The 25,464-nt window shown below is 65.6% G+C and carries 22 protein-coding genes and 1 tRNA gene; 14 read left to right on the top strand and 9 right to left on the bottom strand.

The window, feature by feature from the left end:
* Positions 1-848 precede the first annotated feature (848 nt).
* On the top strand, positions 849-1,016 hold the full coding sequence (locus K254_RS25810; protein ID WP_155848609.1) for a hypothetical protein: 168 nt from the start codon (positions 849-851) through the stop codon (positions 1,014-1,016).
* A gap of 447 nt (positions 1,017-1,463) precedes the next feature.
* Here K254_RS25810 and K254_RS0117205 read toward each other — a convergent pair.
* Positions 1,464-1,546, bottom strand: a tRNA-Leu gene (locus K254_RS0117205).
* 374 nt (positions 1,547-1,920) lie between these two features.
* Here K254_RS0117205 and K254_RS0117200 point away from each other — a divergent pair.
* The 7 genes from K254_RS0117200 (at position 1,921) to pknB (ending at position 11,447) form a co-directional block, all read left to right on the top strand.
* The gene (locus K254_RS0117200; RefSeq protein ID WP_026556413.1) at positions 1,921-2,727 is read left to right on the top strand and encodes an FhaA domain-containing protein; all 807 of its coding nucleotides are present in this window, start codon (positions 1,921-1,923) and stop codon (positions 2,725-2,727) included.
* Positions 2,724-3,212, top strand: a complete 489-nt coding sequence (locus K254_RS0117195; protein WP_026556412.1) for an FHA domain-containing protein FhaB/FipA — start codon at positions 2,724-2,726, stop codon at positions 3,210-3,212. The genes K254_RS0117200 and K254_RS0117195 overlap by 4 nt, the downstream gene beginning before the upstream one ends.
* Before the next feature lie 2 nt (positions 3,213-3,214).
* Positions 3,215-4,795 (top strand): PP2C family protein-serine/threonine phosphatase, encoded by a 1,581-nt coding sequence (locus K254_RS0117190; protein WP_051389330.1) that lies wholly within the window; start codon positions 3,215-3,217, stop codon positions 4,793-4,795.
* A complete protein-coding gene (locus tag K254_RS0117185) occupies positions 4,792-6,207 on the top strand; it encodes an FtsW/RodA/SpoVE family cell cycle protein (protein ID WP_026556410.1) in 1,416 nt (471 codons plus the stop codon). Before K254_RS0117190 ends, K254_RS0117185 begins: the two co-directional genes overlap by 4 nt.
* Positions 6,204-7,664, top strand: a complete 1,461-nt coding sequence (locus tag K254_RS0117180) for a peptidoglycan D,D-transpeptidase FtsI family protein (RefSeq protein WP_026556409.1) — start codon at positions 6,204-6,206, stop codon at positions 7,662-7,664. The genes K254_RS0117185 and K254_RS0117180 overlap by 4 nt, the downstream gene beginning before the upstream one ends.
* Complete coding sequence (locus K254_RS0117175) at positions 7,661-9,412, top strand: protein kinase domain-containing protein (protein ID WP_035750288.1); 1,752 nt, start codon at positions 7,661-7,663, stop codon at positions 9,410-9,412. The genes K254_RS0117180 and K254_RS0117175 overlap by 4 nt, the downstream gene beginning before the upstream one ends.
* A 91-nt stretch (positions 9,413-9,503) precedes the next feature.
* Positions 9,504-11,447 carry a Stk1 family PASTA domain-containing Ser/Thr kinase gene (gene pknB, locus K254_RS0117170; RefSeq protein WP_026556407.1) on the top strand — a complete coding sequence of 648 codons (1,944 nt, stop codon included), beginning with the start codon at positions 9,504-9,506 and terminating at the stop codon, positions 11,445-11,447.
* Positions 11,448-11,516: 69 nt separating this feature from the next.
* On the opposite strand, the gene K254_RS0117165 is transcribed toward pknB, so the two are convergent.
* From K254_RS0117165 to K254_RS0117155, 3 genes are read right to left on the bottom strand one after another with little or no spacing between them, the layout of a single operon-like run.
* Positions 11,517-12,155 (bottom strand): anthranilate synthase component II, encoded by a 639-nt coding sequence (locus K254_RS0117165; protein WP_026556406.1) that lies wholly within the window; start codon positions 12,153-12,155, stop codon positions 11,517-11,519.
* The gene (locus K254_RS26010) at positions 12,152-12,322 is read right to left on the bottom strand and encodes a hypothetical protein (protein WP_026556405.1); all 171 of its coding nucleotides are present in this window, start codon (positions 12,320-12,322) and stop codon (positions 12,152-12,154) included. The genes K254_RS0117165 and K254_RS26010 overlap by 4 nt, the downstream gene beginning before the upstream one ends.
* 2 nt (positions 12,323-12,324) lie before the next feature.
* Complete coding sequence (locus tag K254_RS0117155; protein WP_026556404.1) at positions 12,325-13,143, bottom strand: class E sortase; 819 nt, start codon at positions 13,141-13,143, stop codon at positions 12,325-12,327.
* Between the two features lie 228 nt (positions 13,144-13,371).
* Between K254_RS0117155 and K254_RS0117150 the strand changes: the two genes are divergently transcribed.
* Entirely contained in the window at positions 13,372-13,626 is a 255-nt protein-coding gene (locus K254_RS0117150) for a cell division protein CrgA (RefSeq protein WP_026556403.1), read from the top strand.
* A gap of 100 nt (positions 13,627-13,726) precedes the next feature.
* Here the strand turns inward: K254_RS0117150 and K254_RS23845 are convergent, their stop codons facing one another.
* Both K254_RS23845 and K254_RS0117140 read right to left on the bottom strand, forming a co-directional pair.
* A complete protein-coding gene (locus K254_RS23845) occupies positions 13,727-14,017 on the bottom strand; it encodes a hypothetical protein (protein WP_051389329.1) in 291 nt (96 codons plus the stop codon).
* A gap of 125 nt (positions 14,018-14,142) precedes the next feature.
* Positions 14,143-16,869 (bottom strand): helix-turn-helix transcriptional regulator, encoded by a 2,727-nt coding sequence (locus tag K254_RS0117140; RefSeq protein WP_081710212.1) that lies wholly within the window; start codon positions 16,867-16,869, stop codon positions 14,143-14,145.
* A gap of 167 nt (positions 16,870-17,036) precedes the next feature.
* Here K254_RS0117140 and K254_RS23840 point away from each other — a divergent pair, with 167 nt between their 5' ends.
* The 3 genes from K254_RS23840 (at position 17,037) to K254_RS0117125 (ending at position 20,834) form a co-directional block, all read left to right on the top strand.
* Complete coding sequence (locus K254_RS23840; RefSeq protein WP_081710211.1) at positions 17,037-17,882, top strand: IclR family transcriptional regulator; 846 nt, start codon at positions 17,037-17,039, stop codon at positions 17,880-17,882.
* A 213-nt stretch (positions 17,883-18,095) separates the two neighbouring features.
* Positions 18,096-19,772, top strand: coding sequence for a urocanate hydratase (gene hutU, locus K254_RS0117130; protein WP_026556401.1), 1,677 nt, complete (start codon positions 18,096-18,098; stop codon positions 19,770-19,772).
* Positions 19,773-20,276: 504 nt separating this feature from the next.
* Complete coding sequence (locus K254_RS0117125; RefSeq protein ID WP_051389328.1) at positions 20,277-20,834, top strand: flavin reductase family protein; 558 nt, start codon at positions 20,277-20,279, stop codon at positions 20,832-20,834.
* 28 nt (positions 20,835-20,862) lie between these two features.
* On the opposite strand, the gene K254_RS0117120 is transcribed toward K254_RS0117125, so the two are convergent.
* Entirely contained in the window at positions 20,863-21,741 is an 879-nt protein-coding gene (locus tag K254_RS0117120) for a rhomboid family intramembrane serine protease (RefSeq protein WP_026556399.1), read from the bottom strand.
* Positions 21,742-21,796: 55 nt separating this feature from the next.
* Positions 21,797-22,339, bottom strand: coding sequence for a peptidylprolyl isomerase (locus K254_RS0117115; RefSeq protein WP_026556398.1), 543 nt, complete (start codon positions 22,337-22,339; stop codon positions 21,797-21,799).
* 183 nt (positions 22,340-22,522) lie between these two features.
* Between K254_RS0117115 and K254_RS0117110 the strand changes: the two genes are divergently transcribed.
* Together K254_RS0117110 and K254_RS0117105 are read left to right on the top strand one after the other, a co-directional pair.
* Positions 22,523-23,467 (top strand): hypothetical protein, encoded by a 945-nt coding sequence (locus tag K254_RS0117110; RefSeq protein ID WP_026556397.1) that lies wholly within the window; start codon positions 22,523-22,525, stop codon positions 23,465-23,467.
* Between the two features lie 115 nt (positions 23,468-23,582).
* Positions 23,583-24,503, top strand: coding sequence for a glycosyltransferase (locus K254_RS0117105; RefSeq protein ID WP_196810992.1), 921 nt, complete (start codon positions 23,583-23,585; stop codon positions 24,501-24,503).
* 36 nt (positions 24,504-24,539) lie between these two features.
* Here the strand turns inward: K254_RS0117105 and K254_RS0117100 are convergent, their stop codons facing one another.
* A complete protein-coding gene (locus tag K254_RS0117100; RefSeq protein ID WP_026556395.1) occupies positions 24,540-25,424 on the bottom strand; it encodes a DMT family transporter in 885 nt (294 codons plus the stop codon).
* Positions 25,425-25,464 lie beyond the last annotated feature (40 nt).

The raw sequence follows: 25,464 nt of genomic DNA, 5'->3' as shown, positions 1-25,464 counted from the left end.
CGTCGCCTTGGTGAGCCATTACCTCACCAACAAGCTGATAGGCCGCGAGTCCATCCAAAACCGCACAAGGCTTTCCACCCCCACACCATGCGGTGGAGGGTAAATATCCGGTATTAGACCCGGTTTCCCAGGCTTATCCCAGAGTTAAGGGCAGGTTACTCACGTGTTACTCACCCGTTCGCCACTAATCACCCCAGCAAGCTGGGGGTCATCGTTCGACTTGCATGTGTTAAGCACGCCGCCAGCGTTCATCCTGAGCCAGGATCAAACTCTCCATAAATGTTTATTACAGACACACCCCCACCGCCCGGAAAAGGAGCAGGTGGTGGTGCACTAAATTTGAAACCAGCTAAACGGACCGCCGCCACCACGGGGGTGGGGCCAACGGTCCAGATAACCAATTAATAAATGATTGGTATCAATAAAACTTGGCACACTATTGAGTTCTCAAACAACAGGAGCTTCCGGCCAACACGCACATCCTGGAAACCATCACGGTTTCCGCGGCGATCAGTGCCGGAGCAACTTTTCAAGCTTACCCGCCCTGCCGTCCGAAAGCAAATCAACCAAATTCTTTTTGATTGAAAAGTCCGGGCGCGGTGAACCACCGGATGTTCCACCGGCTGTTCACAAGGGGGGTTTTTCGTTTCCCCGGCGTCCGGGGCAACTCGAAATACTTTACACACCTTTGCGGGAACACGCAAATCGAGAAACAGACAAGGGCCCTGCACGGCTCCACCCTGCCTCTGGATCCCATACTGAACCCCAGATGCAGGAAGGCACGGCAATCAAGATGCGCAGCCCCGTGTCACTGGTCAAGCAGGGGCATGCATCCTCTATACGGATATATGGACGCCGCCGGCTTCCAAACCTTCATTGCCATGTCGGGCTACAACTTCTTTGTGGTTGGCTCGCCGTCAGCTGGCCATGCCGCCTTTCCACTGAAGCTCGGCGACAGTCCCATTGCCCAGGCCTACCGCAGTCGGCTGCATGAACAGCAGGGGTGCCGTGCATAGTCTTCGGCGTCCCAGACGTCCAATACCAGCCGGGCAGACGCCACGGGCAGGCGGGCGGGTGCAGGGCCTGGAGGCCGGCCCGCCACCCATCGCCCGCGGACCCCCCACACCATAATGTCTCCTATATATAGGGGAATGGTTTCCAGTGCCCTTGCGGGGGAGTTGCTGGGTGGCTTGGAGTGGGGTCGCACCATCTCTACGCCCTCTGTATATAGGTATGCAAGGGACGCACCCAGACACCTCTCAGTGCACGTCTGCATGGATGCCTATATATAGGAGCGCGCCGCACCCCTATATAGGTATGCCGAGAGTGGCTGTGGAGGAAACCGTCCACCAGCCAATGTCCACCAGGGCGGTGGCGTCTCGATATTGGCAGAAGGTGCCGGGGCAATAAGACCGGTTAAAACAAAAACACCCCGATCCGAAGATCGGGGTGTTTTCGAAGCGTGCGCGAGGGGGGATTTGAACCCCCACGCCCTTTCGGACACTGGCACCTGAAGCCAGCGCGTCTGCCGTTCCGCCACTCGCGCGCTTTTGACCCACTCGGTTCTGATTTCCAGAACCAGTGGAACAGCGATAACAACTATATGGGACGAAAGCGCGAAATGCCTAATCGGCGGGCGCCATCGGGCCCCAGAGGCCCTTCCATGGTCCAAAATTCCGCGGAATCACAGGGATTTTTGGCCCCCAAAGAATTTTTTGGCGGTACCATCCCCTGGTATGAAATCCGGGCTGGGTGCACCACGCATTGAAGGTTTTCGCAGACTCGCCCAGTAGTATCAGTTCACAGGGCATGCTTCGCCGGACCTCGCACAACGTGGCGTCCGACCGTCCTGCTGCAAGCACGCGGCCCGTTCATCTGGACGGAGCCGCGCACCGTCGAGTTGAAGTGGAGGAGGATCCCATGGGTCTGTTGGACAATGTCGAAAAAGGCATTGAGAAAGCCGTGCGTGGCGCCTTCGCCCGCGGCTCGAAGACCTTGCAGCCGGTGGAGATCGCGAGCCAGCTGCGACGCGAGCTCGACGACAAGGCCATGACCTTGGACGCCGGACGCACGCTTGCCCCCAATGTCTTTGACATCCAGCTCAGTTCGCCGGACTTTGAGCGTGCCCGCAGCTGGGGCACCGCCCTGGCCGAGGAGCTGTGCGATGTGGTCATCAACCATGCACGCGGCCAGGGCTACATCCTCCAGGGCCCCGTGCGCGTCTCGTTCAACCATGACGCCGAGCTGAAGGCCGGGGCCTTCGAGATCGCCTCCAGCACGGTCAAGGACGGATCAGCAGCACCGCAGCCTTCCTTCCCGTCGGCGGCACCGGCGATGGCGGCTCCGCGCCAGGCACCGGCAGCCATGCCCGCCCCGGCCCGCGCAGCAGCGCCGCCGGCCGCCGTCGCACCCTCACAAGGCAACGTCCAGCCCGTGCTGGACATCGCCGGCCAACGGTACGCCCTGAATGCCGATTCGATCGTGCTGGGCCGCTCCTCTGAGGCAGACATCCTTATTGACGACACCGGCGTCTCGCGGCGCCACCTTGAAATCCGCACCCAGGGCGGCGTCTGCACCGCCGTCGACCTGGGCTCCACCAATGGCAGCTTCCTCAACGGCCAGCGCATCAACGGCTCGGCACGCCTGGACGACGGCGCCACCTTGTCCATCGGCCGCAGCAAGATCACCTTCCGTTTGCTGCCCGCCCGCCAGGGAGGCCAGCGATGAATGATCTTGGTTCACTCACCGTCACAGTCCTCCAGTTCGGCTTCCTGGTCCTGCTGTGGGTCATGATCTTCAGTGTTGTCACGGCCATGCGCCGCGATCTGGCCATTGGACGCAAGGCCAAGGTGGGCACGCCCACCGCCCGCCAGGCGCGCAAGCACCCCGAATTGCTGGAGGCGGAGCCGCCGGCCAAGACCCAAGCCCGCCATCTGGTGGTCACCGAAGGGCCGCTGGCCGGAACCACCATTGAGCTGGCCGCCAGCCCCGTCCTCCTCGGCCGCGCCCAGGAGGCCACGCTGGTCCTTGAGGACGACTACGCCTCCGGCCGCCACGCCCGCCTGTTTCCACAGGGCACCCGCTGGTTCATCGAGGACCTTGGCTCCACCAATGGCACCTATCTGGGCGGTACACAGCTGACGCGGGCCCTGCCGGTTGAACTTGGTGCACCGATTCGGATCGGTAAGACGGTCATTGAATTGAGGCCGTAAGCATGTCGGAACGCCCGCTGGTCCTGAGCTATGCCGCCAGGAGTGATGTGGGCATGGTCAGAGCCAAGAATGACGACTCTGCCTATGTCGGCAAGCACCTGGCTGTCGTTGCCGACGGCATGGGTGGCCACGCCGGCGGCGATGTGGCCAGCGCCTCCACCGTGCTGGACCTGATCCATCTGGACAGGGACGGCTACCAGGGCGATGCCAGCGAGCATCTTGCCGATGAGATCCAGACGGCAAACTCCCTGCTGTCCCAGTTGGTCCATATCAATCCGAAGCTGGCCGGCATGGGCACCACCGTGACGGCCATGCTCCTGTCCGGCGACATCCTGGAAATGGCGCACATCGGGGATTCGCGCGCCTACCGGCTCAAGGACGGCGTCTTCGAGCAGATCAGCGTGGACCACACCTTTGTCCAGCGGATGATCGACGAGGGCCGCCTGCGCCCCGAGGAAGCCGAAACCCACCCCCACAAGAATGTGCTGATGCGCGTTCTGGGCGACGTCGACGCCTCCCCCGAACTGGACCTGATGTCCTTTGAAGCCCAGGAGGGGGAGCGCTGGCTGCTCTGCTCCGACGGGCTGAATTTTGTGCGCCACAATCTGGTGGAGGAAGTAGTCCGCACCACCACCTCGCTGGCCTCCTGCGCAGACACCCTGGTTGAACTCACGCTGGCCGCCGGGGCACCGGACAATGTCACTGTGGTGGTTTTCGATGTGGTCCGCGAGGGCTCCGAGAGCATCCACACGGCCTCGCTGGCCACGGTCCCGGCCGCGCAGGAGCTTCCCGCTGCCGGGTCGAACGACGACGACGTGGACGCAGCGGCCGACGGCGCCACGGCCGATGCCCTCGACGGGGAGGCCCCCGAGTCCGACAACGACGGACCCTCGAGGTCCGGCGATCTTGGCGCCCACATCACCGCGGCCGTGATCCGCCAGGAGCTATCGGAACGCCCCCATGAACTGGTGGGAGCGGCCGTCACAGCCTTTGCCGAGGGCAAGATCCCGGTGATCGAGGGGCACTCCGCCGCCCGGCGGGCCGCCACCGTGTTGACCCACAAGGTGGCCCCGGGCATCCAATCAACGGACGTGGAGGAAGAGACCGAGGAGTCTATCCCGCCGCGCAACCTCAAGAAACTGGCCGCAGTCATCGGCGCCATCGTGGCCGTCCTGCTCGCACTCGGCCTCTGGGCCGGCTACGCGTGGACCCAGACGCTTTACTATGTGGGCGCATCCAACGGCAAGGTCGTCATCTTCAACGGTGTCTCCCAGTCCCTCGGCCCCATCCAGCTCTCGCATGTGTACCGGGAAACCGGCATCGACGTTGTCTCGCTGCCCGACTATTCGCGGCAGCGCCTCGCGCAGACCCTCCCGGCCAGGAATCTGGATGACGCGGCACAGATCATCAGTGATCTGCAGTTGGGCGCCGGCTCCAGCACGCCGCCCTGCCCCTCGCCCACGGCCGCCCCGACAGCAACGCCCGGCGCATCACCGGCCGCGGAAACAACACCGGCACCGGCCGCCTCCAGCGCGGCACCATTGGCCGTCAGCACACCGACATGCACCGGAGGGCCGCAATGAGCCAGCTCGCAACAGTCGCCAAACCGCGCCGCAACACAGAACTGGTCCTGCTGATCCTGGCCCTCCTGGTGGGTCTGTTTGCCAATGCTATGGTCAACATCAATCTGGGCCGCACCTTCGACTCTGACTTCTATTCCCAGGGCGCCGTCCTCACGGGGCTGGCCCTGGCGGTGCATGTTTCCCTGCGCTTCCGCGCAAAATATGCCGACCCGGTAATACTTCCACTCGTTGTTGCCCTGAACGGCATAGGCTTGGCCGTCATCCACCGCCTGGACATCGCCAACGATGAATCGGCAGGGCCCCGCCAGTGGTTGTGGACCACCGTGGCTGTGGCCGCGGCCGTGGCAGTCATTTGGCTTCTCAGGGACCACCGCCGGCTCCGCCGCTACACCTACCTTTCCCTGGTGGCCAGCGTGGTGCTGCTGATCCTGCCGCTGGTCCCCGGGATCAGCGCCGGTGAGGTCAACGGCGCCAGCGTCTGGATCAGCATTGGCCCCTTCACGTTCCAACCCGGCGAAATCGCCAAGATCACCCTGGCCATATTCTTTGCCGGGTATCTTTCCTCCAACCGCGATCTGATTCTGTTGGCCGGAAAGAAGGTTGGACCCCTCCAGCTGCCCCGCGCCCGCGACCTGGGCCCCATGATCGTGGCCTGGCTGGCCAGCGTTGGCGTATTGGTCTTCCAGCACGACCTGGGCTCCTCCGTCCTGTTCTTCGGCCTGTTCATGGTGATGATCTACGTGGCCACCAGCCGCATCAGCTGGGTGTTCATCGGCCTGCTGCTGATCGGCATCGGCGGGTTCGTGGCCGTCCGCCTCTTCCCGCACGTTGCACGGCGCATCGATGTCTGGGCCAATGCCTTTTCTCCGGAGGTCATCGGTTCCGGTGGCTACCAGGTGGTCCAAGGGCTCTTCGGCATGGCCGACGGCGGACTTCTGGGAACTGGCCTGGGCAACGGCCAGCCGGAGATTGTGCCGCTGGCCAACAGCGACATGATCATCGCGGCCATTGGCGAGGAGCTCGGCATGGCCGGCCTGTTCGCCGTTGTGCTGATGTACGTCCTGCTGATCACCCGCGGCTTCCGCGCCGCCCTGGGCACCCGGGATTCCTTCGGCAAGCTGTTGGCTGTGGGCCTGTCCTTCGCCATTGCCTTGCAGTGCTTTGTGGTCATCGGCGGGGTGACGCGTCTGATCCCGCTGACGGGCCTCACCACGCCGTTCCTGGCCGCAGGTGGTTCATCGCTGCTGGCGAACTGGATAATCGTCGCCCTGTTGCTGTTGATCTCCGATGCCGCGCGGCGGCCCATTGACACCACTGCGCCACGCCCCGTGCCGGCCCACCCCAAGAACCAATCACCCGCGAACGAAACAACCGCGAACCAACCAACCCAGAAGGCGGTGGATGCACCATGAACCAGGCAATCCGCAACGCGTGGGTGGTGGCCATCGCGCTCTTCGCGCTGGTGTTCGGCTCCATCACGTATGTGCAGTTCTTCGCCGTGGGCGATCTGAAGGCCAACGGCAACAACAACCGGGAGCTGCTGCGGCAGTTCTGCGAGGACCGCGGCGCGATCCTCGTGGCCGGGCAGCCCATCGCGGAATCCGTGGCGACCAATGAGCAGTGCAAGTTCCAGCGCCAGTACGTGCAGCCGGAGCTCTATGCCGGTCTGACCGGCTTCTTCTCCCGGGACTTCGGCTCTTATGGACTGGAAAGCTCGACGAACGACCAGCTCACGGGCACCACCTCGGATGCCTTCTACGACCGGCTGGTCCAGGTCCTCACGGGTGCCCAGCCCAAGGGCCGCTCGGTGGAATTGACCATTGATCCAGCGATCCAGAAGCTTGCCTACGACCTGATCCCCGACGGCCAGGAGGGTGCCATCGTGGTGATGAACCCCAAGACCGGTGCCATCATCGCCATGGTCTCCAAGCCTTCCTACGATACGAACCTGATGGCGAGCCACGACGGCACCGCCGTGCGGGCCGCCGTCGACGAGCTGAACAACGTTCCCGGCATCAACCTCTATGGTTCGCCCGCGTACACGCACCTCTATTCACCGGGGTCGGTGTTCAAGCTCGTCGACACCGCCGCAGCGCTGGAGTCCGGAAAGTACACCAAGGATTCCGTACTGCCGAACCCGGCCCAATTGGGCTTCGACGGAACCAGCTACACGCTGAACAACTACGTCAACGGCGGTTGTGCAGCGCGCACCCAGGCAGATTTCTCCTTTGCCTTGGAACAGAGCTGCAATACGCCGTTCGCGGAGATTGCCCTGAACCTGGGACAGGACGCCATCACCAAGCAGGCCGAGAAGTTTGGCTTCAATGACAACTCCCTCAAGTTCCCGTCGCGAGTGGAGGGCAGCCGCTTCCCCGGCAGCACGGGTAAACTGGGTCAGCCGGAACTAGCCCGCAGCGCCATCGGCCAGCAGGATGTCCAGGCCACGCCGCTGCAGATTGCCATGATGACGGCAGCCATTGCCAACGGCGGAATCCAAATGAAACCGAACATCGTCAAAACCATCCGCACCCCAGACCTGAAGGTGGTCCAGGACTTCCAGCCGGAAGAACTCCGCCAGTCCACCACCAAGGCCGTTGCCGACCAGATCACCACCTGGATGACCAGCGTGGTGGACAAGGGCATTGCCTCGGCCGCGGCCGTCCCCGGCATCAAAGTTGCCGGCAAGACCGGCACGGCCGAACTGGGTGGCCCTGAGAATCTGAACAACTCCTGGTTCACGGGCTTTGCCCCGGCCAACGATCCACAGGTGGTTGTGTCCATCGTCATTCCCGGCGTCGACATCTCCACCGGCGCAAAACTGACTAGTCCAAACGCAAGCAAACTCTTCGAGGCGGTGTTGAATAAGTGAGGCCTACTTCGGGAATCACCTTAGGCGGCAGGTTCCAGCTCACTTCACGCATTGCCATCGGTGGCATGGGCGAGGTCTGGAAGGCACAGGACCTTGTCCTGGGCCGGATTGTGGCCATCAAAATCCTCAAGGAAGAGTACACGGGTGACCCTGGCTTCCGTGAGCGCTTCCGCGCCGAGGCACGCCACACTGCGCTGCTCAACCATGTCGGCATTGCCAACGTCTTTGACTACGGCGAAGAAGAGGGCTCGGCCTATCTGGTGATGGAGCTGGTTCCCGGTGAGCCGCTGTCTGCCATCCTGGAGCGGGACCACGTGCTCTCCTCCGACCGCACGCTCTCCATCATCGCCCAGACGGCCCGGGCCCTGGCCGTGGCCCACGCACAGGGTCTGGTCCACCGCGACGTGAAGCCGGGCAACCTGCTGATCACCCCCGATGGACGCGTCAAGGTCACCGACTTCGGCATTGCCCGCCTGGCCGACCAGGTGCCGCTGACCCAGACCGGCCAGGTCATGGGCACGGCCCAGTACTTGGCCCCGGAGCAGGCCACCGGACAGGTTGCCACCGGGTCCAGCGACATCTATGCCCTGGGCGTCATCGGCTATGAGTGCATCACGGGACACCGTCCGTTCTCGGGTGAATCGCAGATCGCCATTGCCTTGGCCCAGGTCAACGACGCTCCGCCGCCGCTGCCGGACACGCTGCCCACCCCGGTGCGCGCACTGTTGATGTCCATGCTGGCCAAGGATCCGGCGAACCGTCCGGCCAATGCACTGAAGCTGGCCGAGGCCGCCGAGGCCATCCGCGACGGCGACATCAACCGCGCGCACGCTGCCGCCCCCGGCATGCTGCTCTTTGAGGCAACCACTGGCCCCATCACGGCACCTGTTGATCTGGATGCCACGACGGCCACCACCGTCGTCGCCCAGGCCCCGGCCCCTGCCACCTCGGCACTGCCCACCGTGGCTGAAAGCATTGTGGCCAGCCAGCCGGACTCCATTCTTTCCCGCGCCGATTCCCTGGCCGCAGAGATGCCCTGGGAAGAGGAGCCGGAGGAATCCGCTGAGGCCGCACCCGTCAAGCGTGGGCGCAGCCCCTGGACGTGGCCGGCCGTGGCGCTGATCGTGCTGGTGCTGTTTGCCATTGGCGCGTTCGTGCTGCAGGGCATGGGTGTGTTCAACCCCGGCACGCCGCCGGCCACCACCCCGGCAACCACCACAAAGTCGAGCACTGCCACCACGGCGGCAACGACGACGTCGGCCCCGCCCACCACCTCGTCCGCACCGACCACCACGGCATCGAGCCAGGTGACGCTGTTCCCGGCCCAGTACGCGGGCCGCCCCTTTGCCGAAGTCCAGACGGATTTGATCAACAAGGGCATGCAGGTGGACAAGGCGGAGGAGTTCAGCGCCGAGGTCGGTGCCGGCATGGTGATTGGTATCAATCCCTCCGGTGCCGTCACCAAGGGCGACATCATCACCGTCACGGTCTCCAAGGGCGCAGAAATGGTCCAGGTCCCCGGATTCACCGGTCTCACGGCCGACGCCTACAACTCGGCACTGCTGGCGGCCCATCTGGTGCCCGCCATGGAGAGCGAGTCCTCGGCCACCGTTCCGGCCGGCAACGTCATCCGCACCACGCCGGCTCCGGGCAACAGCGTCCCGTCCGGTTCCACCGTCACCTATGTGGTGTCCACGGGCAAGGCGACAGCCCCTGCCACGACGGCTCCCGCCACACCGAAGCAATAACCACGCGCTGCGGCCGTGGGGGACCACGGCCGCACCACCCGCCTCCTGGAGGCGGCACCCACCACGACGCGACAGAGAGGACATGCGCATCATGAACAACCCACGCGTCCTCAACGGGCGTTATGAATTGGGCGAGGTACTGGGCCGCGGCGGCATGGCCGACGTCCACATGGGCCGCGACATCCGCCTCGGGCGCACCGTGGCCATCAAACTGCTGCGTGGCGATCTGGCCCGCGATCCGCAGCTGCAGGTCCGCTTCCGCCGCGAGGCCCAGGCCGTGGCCGGATTGAACCACCCCTCGATTGTGGCCGTCTACGACACCGGCGAGCACGCAAATGAGGAACCTCTGCGGGACGGCACGCGCCAGCCCTTCATCGTCATGGAATACGTCAGCGGCCGAACGCTCCGGGATCTGATCCGGGCCAAGGAAATCACCATTGACCACGCCATCGACTACACCCTGGGTGTGCTGTCGGCGCTGGAGTACAGCCACCGCGCCGGAATTGTGCACCGGGACATCAAGCCGGCCAATGTGATGGTCACCCAGGACGAGCACAACCGTCTGGGCACCGTAAAGGTGATGGATTTCGGCATTGCCCGCACCATTTCCGACTCCGCATCAACGATGACGCAGACGCAGGCCGTCATTGGCACGGCCCAATACCTCTCGCCCGAGCAGGCCCGCGGCGAAACGGTTGACGAGCGCAGCGACCTCTACTCGGCCGCCTGCCTGCTCTATGAAATGCTGGCCGGCCGGCCCCCATTCATCGGCGACAGCCCGGTGTCGGTGGCGTACCAGCACGTCCGCGAACCACCGCTGCCCCCGAGTGTCTTCAACGCCGAAGTCCCTCCGGCCCTGGACAGCGTCCTTTTGCGTGCCCTGCAGAAGAACCGCACGGACAGGTTCCAGAACGCTGCAGCGTTCCGCAGGGCCCTGCGTGCGGCCCGCAGCGGCGTCGAACTGGCGTCCCCCACCGGACCCACCATGGCCGTCCCGGCCGCACCGCGTACGCCGGGCAACGGCTATGGCGCCACGGCCCTGGTTTCTGCTGCACCCGCCCGCGTTGCCGAGGCACCCACGGAGTCCACCATGGCCGTTCCGGCGGTTCCGGCCATCGAGGAACCGGCAACCAGGGCCATGGCCAAGGTTCTTGCCGGCGGTACGCTGGCCAGCGACGACGACGGCGGCCCCCGCGTCATCGACGAAAGCCCCGAACGGGCAGGAAAGGTACGCCGAAGGGCATGGATCGCCACGCTGCTGGTGCTGCTCGCCCTGGCGCTTGCCGGTGCCGGCCTGCTGGGCTTCAATCTGCTGACGGCCGGCCCGCCGGCCCCGAAGCAGATAGCCATCCCGTGGGTGGCCAATCTGCTCGAATCCGATGCCATCCTCAAGCTGAACAACTCGGAGTTCAAGCCGGACATTGAACGCAACTATGACGACAAGGTGCCCAAGGGCCTGGCCATCGGCACCAAGCCCGCGGCCGGTTCTCTGGCCGACATCGGTTCAGCGGTGACGCTGGTCATTTCCAAGGGGCCCTCCACGGTGCAGATCCCCTCGGCCTTGGAGAACCGGACGGAATCCGATGCCAGGGGCGTTCTCGCCGGACTCGGGCTGCTGCCGGGCGACACCAGCGACGTCAACCACCCCACCATCGAGAAGGGCCGCGTGGTCACCACCGATCCCGCCCCGGGCCAGGTGGTGGGTGTGGGCAGCAAGGTGAACCTGAAGATCTCCAGCGGCAAGGTCACCATGCCCACGCTGTACAACCTGACGCAGGAGCAGGCGCAGGCGGAGCTCACCAACTCAGCACCCAACCTGAAGGTGGTGTTTGAGGAAGTGGAGAACACCGTCTCCTCCACCTGGGGCATGGTGACCAAGCAGTCCGCAGAGCCCGGCACCAGTGTGGACCAGGGCAGCACCATCACGGTGCAGATTGCCAAGGAGCCGGCGGCGCCCACCCCGACGGCCACACCCACTGCCACACCGACGGCGACGGCGACAGCGACGCCCACCCGCCGCGGTGGCAACGGCTGACACGCAGACAACAATGGCCGCACCCGGCATGCCGGGTGCGGCCATTACTCTTTGCGGGAAACCCCCGTGCTATTTGCTAATCAGCGGGCTCAGCGTCGCGGCCTTCGCGGCGGCACCGGCCATCCCCATGGACTCCAGCCAGTTGCCCAGCATCTGGTAGCCGCCCTGGGTCAGCACAGACTCCGGGTGGAACTGGACGCCCCACAGCGGCGCGGTGCGGTGGGCCAGGCCCATGATGACGCCGTCGGCCGTCTCCGCGGTGATCTCCAGCTCGGCCGGAATGCTTTCCCTCACGGCGGCCAGCGAGTGGTAGCGCGTGGCGGTGACGGGGCTGGGCAGGCCCGCAAAGACGTTCTGGCCGCGGTGCGTCACCTCGGAGGTCTTGCCGTGCATCAGCTGCTCGGCATGGGTCACGACGCCGCCGTAGGCCTCGGCCAGGGCCTGGTGGCCCAGGCAGACGCCCAGCATGGGCTTGGCGTTGTCCCCGCACCATTTGATGAGTTCGATGCAGACGCCGGCCTCGGCGGGGTTGCCCGGGCCGGGGGAGATGAGCACGCCGTCGCGCGCAGAGGCGAGCTCGATGGCTTCCGCCAGCGTCACGTCGTCGTTGCGCACCACAGTGGTCTCGGCGCCCAGCTGCTGGAGGTAGCCCACCAGGGTGTAGACGAAGCTGTCGTAGTTGTCGACAACCAAAATTCGGGTAGTCATGGCTGGGTCGCTGAACCAATCGTTGAGTCGGTGAGTGGATTGAATTGGGAGAGCCAGGGGAACACGAAGTTCATCAGCACCAGCACGGCTGCAGCAATAAAGAGCGCCGCCGTGATGATGCGGAACCACAGCGGCCCCGGAAGGTTGCGGAAAATCCAGCCGTACATGTCTAGCCCTTCCCTGCGTTGGCTGCCACCTGCGCGGCAATGGCCGCCGGCGGGCCTGCACTTGCGGGTTGCCAGGATTCAAGCACCGAGTAGGCGATGATGCGCTCCTCGGCGCCGAAGCGCGGGTTGCAGCTGGTCATGGTCAAAATGCTCTGGGTGGGTACGGCGTCCTTGGCGGTGGGCACCGGCAGCAGCACGTCGGTCCGGCTGGGCAGGACGATCTGGTTGTTCCGGAACACGTAGGTGTAGTAGCCGTCCACCGTTTGGATGTAGATCTTGTCGCCGGGGGCCAGGGTGTGGATCGAGTCCAGCACGGCGCCGTGCGTCTGCCGGTGGCCGGCAACGGCGAAGTTGCCGACGGCGCCGGGCATGGTGGTGGACTCGTAGTGGCCCAGCCCCAGGGTGTCCAGGACGGCAGTGGTGGTGCCCTGCACCAGCGGGCGCGAGTAGGTGTCGCCGAAGCGCGGAATGTAGATCACGCCAAAGACTTCACCGGTGGAGGACGGGGCGGCCGAGACCACGGGCGGCCCGTAGTCGACGGGCGCTGGACCGGCGGGGGCCGGCGGGGTGAGCGGGCCCTGGAAATTGTGGGAGAACTCCTGGACCGCGTGCTGCTGGGCATCGTTGGCGGAAATGTTGGTCCACCACAGTTCCCAGACGACAAAAAGCAGCAGGATGATGCCGCAGGTGATCAAAAGTTCGCCGATGACCTGGACCAGAGTGCGGAAGAACCCCTGTTTGGGGCGCTGGGCCCGGCCCGGGCGGGAGGGGCGCCTGGCACTTCTGGAACGCCTGCCCGAGGAGCTCAGGAGCTCGTCCATGTGGACGTCGGCGTGGGCCGCAGTGTCTGTACGTTCCACGTGGTTGTCTCCTGTTTTTGGCGCTGGGGTCACGTAATCTTCCCGTGCGGCACTTGCCGCTAGAATTACAGCCAGAACCCGTGCGGTGCCGTAGGTTTGGCGTATTCCTCTATGAGGATACCAAGGTGCCGCTGCCCCTTACTTCCCGCCGCGGCCCAGCATTACGCCGCCACCGTCAAGGAGATCGAAGTGCCTGAGTCAAAACCGCGCCGTCGGCCCAACCGCGCCCGCCCGCAGCCTCAGACCGCCACCGCGCACAAGCCCAACGCGCCGTGGTTCAAGCCGGTGATGATCTCCCTGATGCTCATTGGGCTGCTGTGGATCATCGTCTTCTACATCACCAACGGCGCCTGGCCCATTCCCGGCATTTCCAACTGGAACATTTTGGTTGGATTTGGCATTGCCATCGCCGGCTTCATGATGACAACACGCTGGCGTTCATAGCCTTGCTCTTGCGGCCTTCGGCAGGCCAACGACGACGGCGGTGCCCCCTAGGTGGGGGCGCCGCCGTCGTCGGTTCAACCGGTGGAGGCACCGCCGTCGTCTATTCCTTGCCGCCGCGGTCCTCCTCGGTGTACCGGCCGGGGGCATGGGTGGGGGACTGGCCGCCCTCCGACCCGGCATCGCCGTAGTCGCCCTCTTCGTAGCGGCCCGCCTCGGCGCCGGTGAGGGCATCCTCCTCGCCTGCTTCGCCATAGTCGCCCTCCACATAGCGGCCCTCCGGCTCTTCGGCGAGATGGCCCGGCACCGAACCGGCCTGGCCGTAGGAGCCTGAAACGTAGCGGCCGTGGTCGCCCGGTTTCTGTGGACGCGAGTTGTCTTCAGTGTCAGCCATTCTCTGCCATCCTTTGGATTGTGCCGGCGTCGTTGCCGCCATGATTTCACTGTAGGCACCGGGCACCGCACCTTGTAAAGAGGCCAGGCACGGCGAAAGGACCCTGTTGGCTGGACCAGCTGGGACTACGTGGACGTACCGGCTCCCAGCAGGGACCGGGTGATGAGGGCCAGCTCATCACGGGACTTGATGTCGAGCTTGATGAACATGCGGTAGAGGTGGCCCTCGACCGTCCGCAGTGAAACCTGCAGACGGTCGGCAATGTCATGGTTGCTGTGGCCGGCGGCCACAAAACGGGCTATTTCGGCCTCGCGGCGTGTCAGCTCGGGCCGGTCGACAGCTGTAAACATGGGTGACACGATGCCCGGCATCCTGTCCCGGATGGCAGCCAGAGCGGCTGCGGCCTTGCGGCTGCGCTGCTGCTGTCCGCGGTGGAGGAAACGGTCCTGCGCGCATGCGGCCAATTCCGCGGCCAGCAGATCGAACCCGTATGCCGCGGCTGCAACGCTGGCCTCCTCGAGCAGCTCGCCTTTTTGGGCGGCCATCGCCTGGCTGTAGGCCACGTAGAAGCCGCGGTGCAGGGTCGGGATGGCTTCGGCCAATTCCAGCATGCGGTCCACTGCAGAGGGGTCCCCCACACGAACCATCAGCATTGCGACGGTGAATTCGGTGCGGACAAAACCTTGGTCGTGGCAGTAGGCAAGGATGCGCCTGAGTTCATCCACTCCCGTTGTGCTGTCGCCCATGATGGCCTCGGCCGCTGAGGCGTAGGCGGCCCCCTCCAGCGCGTACACCGCGTTGCCGCGCGTTGACATCCCGGCAAGCTCGTCCAGCCGCTGCCTGGCCGCCGCGTCGTCGCCCCGCAGCGCCAGGCAATAGGCGCTGATGCCAAATGCTGCGGACCGCACCAGCCACGGATCGAATTCCGCAAGTGCCGACAGGCAGGGGCGCAGCTGGACCAGCGCCTCGTCGATGCGGCCCATCCGGGTGAACATCATGGCCAGTCCCATATGCCGCAGCCCGCCGCTGGGAAGGATCAGGCTGTGGTGCACCGTGCCGGCGTCTTCCAGCAGCCGTGCGGCAAGCGCCCAATCATCGTGGTGGATTATGGCGGCGCACGCGCGGGCGTAGGCAAGCACTGAAATGTCCGGCCGGGGAAAGTTTGCTTCATCCAGCAGCGCAAGCACCATCCCTGCCATGGCCACTGCCTCATCCGACCGCCCCAAAGCGGACAGCGCCTCGCAGCGCATCCCCATAAGTTGGGCCATGAGTCCCTTGTCAGCGAGGGCCGGGTTGGCGAGAAGGGCTTCCGTCCGTCCGACGACGGCGGCCAGCCGGCCCAGCGAAAGATCCACCAATGCCTGGACGATTTCAACGCGGTAGCCGGGGGAGGCGGCGTCGCCATCGGGGCTGGTGGGACCAAACCGGCGGTGGAAATCGGCCAGCGCCTCGTCAAAGAGCAGGCCAAACGCCGGCTCCGATCCATTGGAGCGGAAGAATGCCTCCAACGCGTCGACAGCAGCCGCGGCGTTGTCGGCCAGTGCCATGGACCGGGCCGCCAGGGTGCGCGACAGCGGGAGGTCAAGGGAATAGAAGGCAGCCAATGACTGCTGGGCCAGTGCCGCGGCCTGCAGTGGCCCGCTGTCCACGAGGCCGCTGATCCGCAGCGCGTCACTGGTGCGCATATGCCAATTGGCCAGGGTCGCAGCCCGCAGCAGCAACTCGTCATCAACGGTGTGGCCGCAGTCCAGGCGCCATGCCACATCCGAGATGATGGCATCGTGCAGGTCCAGGGCCACCGGGTCGAACACCGCAGCCACCTCGGCCCGCAGGGCGCGGCTGCGGCCCACGGGGACTAGTTCGCGGATGGCTGCGCCGTAGGCCGGGCGGGCCAATTGCACCATCACCTGCCGGCCCAGCGTAATGGTCGCGATCTCGCTCTGCTGCACCTCGTCGAGTTCATCGGCGCTGCACAGGCGGAGCACGGTGTCCAAAGGCAGCGGACCCGCCAGCGCCAGAATATCGACGATGCGCCGCGATGCCGCGCCCACAGCCCCCAGATCCATGCGGAGAAAGTCTTTGGATTCGGCTCCCAGATGGTCGCCGGGGTGGTCCAGGGTCCACACATCGTCGATGTCGCGCAGGGTTCCCTGCTCCAATGCCCCGGCCAGCAGCCCCTTCAAGACTCCGACATTTCCCCCGGAACGTTGGGCCATATAGGACGCTGCCGCACCGGCAACCTTGCCGCCGAGGATCTGCTCCATCAGCCCCTGGATTTCACCGGCAACCAGTGGCCCGAGCTCGTGCCGGACCAGTACGCCGTCGCGCCACAGTTGGTGCAGAGCATGTCCGCCGGCACCCAAATGATCCACCAGAATCAGCTTGGCCGGGCCGTCCAACACCACCTGGGCAATGACTGCTGCACTGTCGGCGTCCAGCTGGCCGGCGTTGTCCACCACCAGCACCACCCCGCCAGTGCCGCCGCTTGCGGGCCGGCCCGCCATGACAACCTGTTCCGCCAAGGCGGCCAGCACGCTGTAGAAATCATCGTGCGGGCCCGTCGTCGTGGAGATGCGGGCATTCACCGCGCCAAAGGGGATGCGGGACAGCGCAGCACTGGGCGACAAGCGGATCACTGCCACATCTGTGCCCAAGGCCGCCAAGACCTGGCCAACCAGCCACGTTTTGCCCACACCATGCGGTCCCACGAGAAAAACCCCGTGGCCGGTTCCCCCACGAAGTTCCTGAACAATGTCAGCAACCATCGACCGTCGCGACACCCTGCCCCCTTTGTTCCCGAGCCGCACCGCTGGCCATGGGGCCACCCCAGAAAAGTCCAGCGATGCACCCATGGCTCCCAGATGGGAAAGGTGCACCGCTGGGGTCAGTCTAGGTCAGTGGTGGCGCGCCGTCGAGGGGTTTCATCGCGGCCATTGGCCGGCGCTGCCGAAGCGGCGGCGCCGCCGGCAGGCCCCCTTGATGTCTGCAATGACAGACGACCCGGCGGTATCCTTGCAGCATGAGTCCCGCCGAGATCCGTCCGCAGGTTCCCGCGGCCACCAATGTGCTTGCCGTGCTGCGCTACGTTGCCTCCCAGGCCGGCCCGGTGGGAGCATCAACCATCTCCCGTGACATCGGCCTTCCCCGCTCAACCACCTACCACCTGCTCACCGCGCTGATCGATGACGGCTTTGTGGTCCACCTTCCCGAGGAGCGCAAATACGCCCTCGGCGCCACGGCCCATGAGCTCGGCACCGGATACTCGCGCCAGGCGCCGCTGCAGCGCATCGCCCGTTTTCCGCTGGCCAAACTCGTCGCCCGCACCAAACGCACCGCCCACCTGGCCGTGATGCACGGTCGAGAGGTCGTCTATGTCATTGAGGAGCGCGCACCCCGCCAGCGCCCGCTGGTCACGGACGCCGGGGTCCGCCTGCCGGCCCACCTGACGGCCAGCGGCCGGGCCATGCTGGCCTCCATGGATGCGAGCCAGGTGGCTGCCCTCTATCCCGACGCCGATTCCTTCATTTCCAGGAACGACGGCGGAATAGGCTCGCTGCCCGAGCTGGCGGCCCTGTTGGAGCAGGTGCGGGCCGCCGGCTATGCCTGGGAGCAGGATGAGGTGACGGATGGATTTTCCTCCGTCGCCGCCCCGGTCCTTGACCGCAGCGGCTACCCGGTGGCCAGCGTGACGCTGACCGTCGCCAACCGCCCCGCCCTCACTCCGGCGTCGGCCGCACGCCATGCCGCGGCCGGGACGACGCCGGAACGCACGGTGGGGATCGAGGAGCTGGCGTTGAACTGGGCACCGGAAGTGGCCCGCTGCGCCCGGGAGATCTCCCGGCGGCTGCGCCCGGCCGGCGCGTAGGGTCCACCGCGGCCGGTGCGGGCCGGTGGACCGCTGAACCTCGGCAGCGGCGCCGCACCGCCCCGGGACGCAGATCGTCTGTGATACCGGACAGATTGGCGGGCAGACCCCTGTCTGGGCAGCGTCTTTCTGGGCTTAGATGAAGCTATGGCTTAGCGAAGCGGGCACCACGGACGGTGCCATGGCGCTTCACCCGCAAACAAAGGACTTCCCATGGCAACGATGCATGACCCCTCCCGCACCATCCGTGCCGCCCGCGGCACGGAGCTCACGGCCAAGTCGTGGCAGACCGAAGCACCGCTGCGCATGCTGATGAACAATCTGGACCCCGAGGTGGCCGAGCGCCCCGAAGATCTGGTGGTCTACGGCGGCACCGGCCGCGCCGCGCGCTCGTGGGAAGCGTACGACGCGATCGTGCGCACGCTGGCCGATCTGGAGGATGACGAAACCCTGCTGGTCCAGTCCGGCAAGCCGGTGGGCGTGTTCCGCACCAACAAGTGGGCCCCGCGTGTGCTGATCGCCAACTCCAACCTCGTGGGCGACTGGGCCAACTGGCCCGAGTTCCGCAAGCTCGAGGCCGAGGGCCTGATGATGTACGGCCAGATGACGGCCGGTTCCTGGATCTACATCGGCACCCAGGGCATCCTGCAGGGCACCTACGAAACCTTCGCCGCCATTGCGGACAAGCGCTTCGACGGCACGCTGGCAGGCACCCTGACCCTCACGGGCGGCTGCGGCGGCATGGGCGGCGCCCAGCCGCTTGCCGTCACCCTCAACGGCGGCGCATGCCTGATTGTGGACGTCTCCGAAGAGCGTCTGCGCCGCCGGATGGGCAAGCGCTACCTGGACGACGTCGAGACGGACCTTGATGCCGCCGTCGCCAAGGTGCTGGCCGCCAAGGCCGAAAAGCGTGCGCTCTCCGTGGGCATCGTCGGCAATGCCGCCGAGGTGTTCCCGGAACTGCTGCGCCGCCAGCTCGCCGGCGAGTTCACGATCGACATCGTCACGGACCAGACCAGCGCCCATGACCCGCTCAGCTACCTGCCCACCGAGTACAGCCTGGACCAGTGGACTGCCGAGGCGGAGGCCGATCCGGTGGGCTTCACGAAGAAGGCCCAGAATTCCATGGCCCGCCATGTGCAGGCCATGGTGGAGTTCCAGGACGCCGGCTCCGAGGTCTTCGACTACGGCAACTCCATCCGCGACGAGGCCCGCCAGGGCGGCTACAGCCGCGCCTTCGAATTCCCCGGCTTCGTACCGGCCTACATCCGCCCGTTGTTCTGCGAGGGCCTTGGGCCCTTCCGCTGGGTTGCCCTCTCCGGCGACCCCGAGGACATCCGCGTCACCGACGAGGCATTGAAGGAGCTCTTCCCGGAGAACGAGCACCTGCACCGCTGGATCGACGCCGCGCAGAAGCACGTCGAGTTCGAGGGCCTGCCGGCACGCATCTGCTGGCTTGGCTACGGCGAGCGTGCCAAGGCCGGCCTGCTGTTCAACCGCCTGGTGGCCGAGGGCAAGGTGTCGGCACCGATCGTCATCGGCCGCGACCACCTGGATTCCGGTTCCGTGGCCTCCCCGTACCGCGAGACCGAGGCCATGGCCGATGGCTCCGATGCGATCGCCGACTGGCCCCTGCTGAACGCCCTCACGGCCGCCAGCTCCGGCGCCACCTGGGTCTCCATCCACCACGGCGGCGGCGTGGGCATCGGCCGCTCCATCCACGCCGGCCAGGTGTCGGTGGCAGACGGCACCGAGCTGGCCGCGGCCAAGCTCGAGGCGCTGCTGACCAACGACCCCGGCATGGGCGTCATCCGCCACGTCGACGCCGGCTACGACCGCGCCATCGAGGTCGCCAAGGAGCGCGGCGTGCGCATCCCCATGGCCGAGTAGCCCAACTAGGTGACACTTATGACACACTCCGGGGCCCGGAACGTGGGATAACTGTCACCCAGTTGGGGCGGCTGCCAGAACCGGACGAAGGCCGGGACCAAGGATCATCCTTGGTCCCGGCCTTCGTCGTTAAGCCTCCACTCTGCCGCCTGCGGCTCCCTGTTGATACCCGGGAGTAGTCCCCAGAGTTATCCACTGCCGGGGATAACCCCGCAACGTTATCCACAGTGGGTATTCGAACATAGGGTTATCCACCCCTGTTGCCAAAGTTATCCACAGACGTGGAAAAGTTGTCCAGAAACTTTCCCCATGAAACGCCCAGACCCGCGGGAATCTCATCCACAGCTGTGGAATTACATGTGCGTAAGTTATACCCACTGTGCATAACCCTGTGGAGAAACAAGTGTTCTAATAGGTCAGTTTGTATTAGAAATACAGCTCTGTAAGTTATGCCCAACTGTGGACAGAGCTGTGGATAAGCGTTCGCCGTGCCACGATGGAGCCATGGATGGCACAGCTTCAGCACCCAACCACCGACTGGCGCGGCCGGAACCCGAGCAGCGCGACATCGACGAGTTCAGGCGCCTCTCAAGCGAAGCGGCGACGGCTGTCGCCGTCGTCAGCACGGTGTGGCAGGGGCGGGACTACGCGGGCACCGTGGGCTCTTTTCTGACGGTGTCCTGGGATCCGCCCACCCTGCTGGCCAGCCTCTACGCCGAATCACGGCTGGCGGCGGCCGTCGCCGGTTCCGGGCGCTGGGCGCTGAGCGTCCTCGCCTACGGTCAGAAGGGCACAGCCAATTGGCTGGCGAGTCCGGGCACGCCGTTGGAGGGATTGCTGGCCAGGGTGCCGTTCCAGCGCGGTGTGGAGACCGGAGCCGCGGTCATCGACGGCTCACTGGCCCACTTTGAACTCGAGACGTCGGCCATCCACACCGCCGCCACGCATCTGCTTGTGGTCGGGATGGTGCTGGGCATGGGGTCCTCGGCGGACGCTGCCGCGAAGGAAGCGGTGGATCCGCTGCTCCATTGGGCCGGCAGCTATGCCCGGCTGCGGCCCTGAGGACCGTAATCGGCTGGACGCCGGGGGATCAGAGCTGGATGCCCAGGGCGTAGTAGGCGTTGATGGCGGCGACGCGGTAGACGGTCAATCCAATGAGCATCAGGGCGACGAGCGCCAGGCCGCCCCACTGGATGAGGTTGCGGCGCGGGCCACGGGGAGCATAGACGAGGGCGACGGCGCCGAGCGCGCCGGCCAGGAGGCCGCCCAGGTGGGCCTGCCAGGCGATGCCGGACACCACGAAGCCCAGCACGGCGTTGATGGCGATCAGCACCAGCAGTTGGCGGACGTCACCGCCCATTTTGCGCTGGACGACGAAGAGCGCGCCGAAGAGGCCGAAGATGGCGCCGGAGGCCCCCACCACGTAGGTGTTGACGGGGCTGAGCAGCAGCACGCCCACCGATCCGGCGAAGGCGCTGAGCAGATACAGGGCCAGATAGCGGCTCCGGCCCAGGGCGGGTTCGAGGGCATTGCCCAGAATCCACAGGGCATACATGTTGAAGGCGATGTGGAGCAGGAACCCCTGGGAGTGCAGGAAGGCGCTGGTGATCATGCGCCACGGCTCGTCCTCGGTGTAGCGGGGTACGTAGGCCAGGCTCTGCACCATGGCGTCGTTGGGGACAAGCCATTCGAGGATGAAGACTCCCACGCAGATGGCGATGAGGGTCAAGGTGACGATGGGGCGGCCGGCACGGACCGTGCCGCCGAAGATGGTGCGGGCCACCGGGACGGATCGGGCGGCCTCGTTGACGCAGTCAACACACTGGATTCCGACGGCGGCACTGCGCTGGCAGTCCGGACAGGCCGGCCGCCCGCACCGCTGGCAGCGCACATAGGCAACGCGGTCAGGGTGGCGGGGGCAGACGGGGACGTCGGTGGCAGCGCCGTCCGTCGGAATCGAGTAACTCACAGTGTCTCTAGGCCTTCTGTGGTGTTGAAGATGAAACTGTCGTGCGGCTGCGGAGTTAGAGCTGCTCGACGGTCACCGTGTTGATGACGACATCCTCGCGGGGCTTGTCGCCGGCACCGGTGGCTACGCCTTCGATGGCGTCGACGACGGCCTTGGACTCAGCGTCAACAACCTCACCGAAGATGGTGTGCTTGCCCTGCAGCCAGCCCGTGGGGATGGTGGTGATGAAGAACTGGGAGCCGTTGGTGCCGCGGCCGCCCTGGATGCCCGCATTGGCCATGGCCAGTTTGTAGGGCTCGTTGAAGTTCAGTTCCGGGTGGATCTCGTCGTCGAACTGGTAGCCGGGGCCACCGACGCCGCGGCCCAGGGGGTCGCCACCCTGGATCATGAAGTCCTTGATGATGCGGTGGAAGATGGTGCCGTTGTAGAGGGGAGCGTTGCTCTCCTCGCCGGTGGCGGGGTGCTTCCAGGTGATTTCACCCGTGGCCAGGCCAACGAAGTTCTTCACGGTCTTGGGCGCGTGGTTGCCGAAGAGGTTCACCACGATGTCGCCGAGGCTGGTGCTGATGGTTGCTTTTGCGGTTGGGATAGCAGTCATGGCGATATTCTGCCACGCCCACCTGTTTGCAAGCCTGTCCGGCCGCCTCGTTCCGCGTACAGTGAACCCTCCGCGGCCCGTGTCCACAGGGAAACCGGGCCGCAACGCCCCCAAGGGAATGGCCGACATGACCACTTGGCCGTAGGCTGAAACCAGAAATGCCATTATTTTCGGGAGGTAGTTGTGAAGAACGCAGACCGCTTGAACCACGGCCTGGAGGAGACTCTGACCACGGGTGTGGAAGCCGCACGCGAGTGGGCCACGCCCCATGTTGAACACGCCAAGGACTGGGCAGGCCCGCACATCGACGCGGCGCTGCACTGGGCCGTTCCGAAACTGGAAAAGGGCATTGAAAGCGCATCCCCCATGGTCCAGGACGGCCTGCGAAAGGCAGCCCACCTGACGGCCGAGGGTGTTGCAGCCGTGACCCCCAAGATCCAGGAGGGGCTGGAGAAGCTGGCGCCGCGGATTTCCGACGCCGTGGACGAGGCCGGCCCGAGAATCCAGGAAACGCTGGACAAGGCCGCCCCCGCGCTGTCCTCGGCCCGCGACAAGGTGGTCACCGACTACCTGCCCAAGCTCTCGGACAAGGTGGGCGAGGCTGCCGCAGCCCTTGGCCGCGCGCTGGAAGGTGCAACGACGCCGGAGCAGATCGACGTCGTCGTTGCCCGCCTCAGCGGCGACCAGGGTGCCTTGGCCAAGGCCGAGAAGGCCGCCGAAAAGGCCGCCAAGGATGCCGCAGCGGCGCTGAAGTCCCAGCAGAAGGGTGGCCGCAAGGGCTGGCTGATCGTGGGCATCATCGCCGCGGCCGGCGCGGCGGCGGTGGCAGCATGGAAGGCGTCCAAGCCGGTGGCCGACCCGTGGAAGATCCCCGCACCCGTGGCCTCCCCGGCCGCCAGCCCGGTGGCCGACACGGCCAAGCACGCCGCCGAGACCGTCAAGGAGACGGTCAAGGACGCCGCGGACGACGCCAAGGACACGGTCAAGGATGCTGCAGCAGATGTGAAGGACGCCGCAACGGACGCCGTCGAGGACAGCGGCCTCAAGGACGCAGCCAAGACCGCGGCCAAGGACGCCAAGGAGGCCATGGCCGACATTGCCGCGGCCAAGCACAAGGACGAATCCTAGCTCCAAGGTGTTGTAGTGCCGCCTCTGGACGCGGCAGGACAACAATGGACCAACACTGGATTGCGGGGCCCCGTTGCGGGGTCCCGCAATTTTTTTCAGTGTTAGATTGGTGCTGATGTCACCCGAAAAGATGCCCCCGGAACCAGCCAGTCCCGCCCATGAGCCAGACCCGCAGCCGCTGCCCGGAACAAGCCCCCGGGTGGATCCCGCGCGGCCTTCGGTGTCGATTGTCATTCCGGCCTACAACGAGGAAAGTGTCATCAGGCAGTGCCTGATCGCCGCCATCTACCAGACCATCCCCGCGGATGAAATCATCGTGGTGGACAACAAGTCCACCGACAACACGGCCAACATCGTGAAGATGATCCAGCACGAATACCCGGAAAGCCCCATCACCCTGATCGCGCAGACCGAGGCGCAGGGGCTGATCCCCACCCGCAACTTCGGCCTCAACCACGCCAGTGGGGATGTGCTGGGCCGCATCGACGCCGATTCCGTGCTGGAACCGGATTGGGTGGAGGAGGTGCAGAAGGCCTTCATGACCACCGGTGCCGATGCCTTCACCGGCCCCGTGGTGTACTACGACATGCCGCTGCGCCGCTTTGGCCTCAAGGCCGATGACAAGATGCGCCAGCTCATGCTGCGCCTTGCCAAACACCAGTACCACTTCCTCTTCGGCTCGAACATGGCCATGCGCCGTACGGCCTGGGAGGCCATCCGCAACGAAACCTGCCTCGATGAGCGCGATGAAATGCATGAGGACATCGATCTGTCCCTGCATCTGGCGGACCACGAGCTGCGCGTCCAGTATGTGCCGAGCATGGTCAGTGGCATGTCCGCACGGCGGCTGGAGGATTCACCGCGGGACTACCGGTACTACGTCACGCGCTTCGAGCGCACGTACAAGGCCCACAACATCAACAAGATCGCTTTGAAGGCGCCGATGGTGGTGTTCTTCTCCGTCTACTTCCCCGCGAAGATGCTCCGGGCCGTCCACACCGCCAGCATCAACCAGCTCGCACGCCGCCCGCGCTAGGACCCAGCGCCGCTGCCGGCCTCGGCGGCCCGCTTGTCAGCCGGCGTCGGGCTTTCGCCGGGCCAGCTGGCTGCGGCCCTGGCGCAGCACCACGACGCCCAGACCGGCCATGATCAGCGCCAGCCCCGCGTAGGTGCCGCCGGGCAGCGTCTCACCCAGGAACACGGCGGCCAGGATGGCCGCCCCGGGGATCTCCAGCAGAATCATCATCGAGACCACCAGCGGGCTGATCGTGGCCAGCAGGTGGTTGAAGATGGTGTGCCCCATGATCTGGGCGACGAGCGTGACGGCGGCGATGCCGATCCACGCCTGCGGCGGGAAGTCCACCAGCGATTGATTGAACAGCCGGCACATCACTAGCAGCACCACCGCGCAGATGCCGTAGCAGAGCATCGCATAGATGCCCGTGGACATGGTCTTGCGGGCGCGGGCCCCTGCCATCGTGTACAGCCCCGCCAGGGCCCCGCCGGCCAGGGCCAGGGCATCCCCGGCGAGGGCCTCTGCCGAGAGCCCCAGATCGAAGCCGGTGACCACCACGACGCCGGCCATGGCCAGCCCCAGGCCGGCGACGACGGGCCGCGGCTGCCTGGTGCCGCCCAGGAGCTGGAAGATGGCAATCCAGGCCGCCTGCAGGCACACCAGGGCCGTTGCTGCGGCAACGCTGGTCAACTTGATGGCGGTGATGAAGCAGGCAAAGTGGAGGGCCAGCGCGACGGCGGCTGCCACACCCCACTTGTAGTCAACCCAGCGCAGCTTCGCGAGCTGGGACCGCTGGCCCAAGGCGACAGGCACCGCCATGGTGGCCGCGCCCAACGCTGTGCGCCAGAAGGCGATGGCCAGAGCCGGTGCTGCGGTGGCGGCCATGATGGGCCCGGAGGCGGAAACACCCAGGATGCCCAGAATGGCAAGGAAGACAATCACCGTTCAACAGTAGGGCACCCCCGGCCGGTGGGCTCCGGCC

This window comes from Arthrobacter sp. 35W (assembly GCF_000482545.1).
In the GTDB taxonomy this organism is placed as follows: Bacteria; Actinomycetota; Actinomycetes; order Actinomycetales; family Micrococcaceae; genus Specibacter.
The sequence above is the reverse complement of the archived record's forward strand: the minus strand, read 5'-3'. Positions and strand labels throughout refer to the sequence as shown.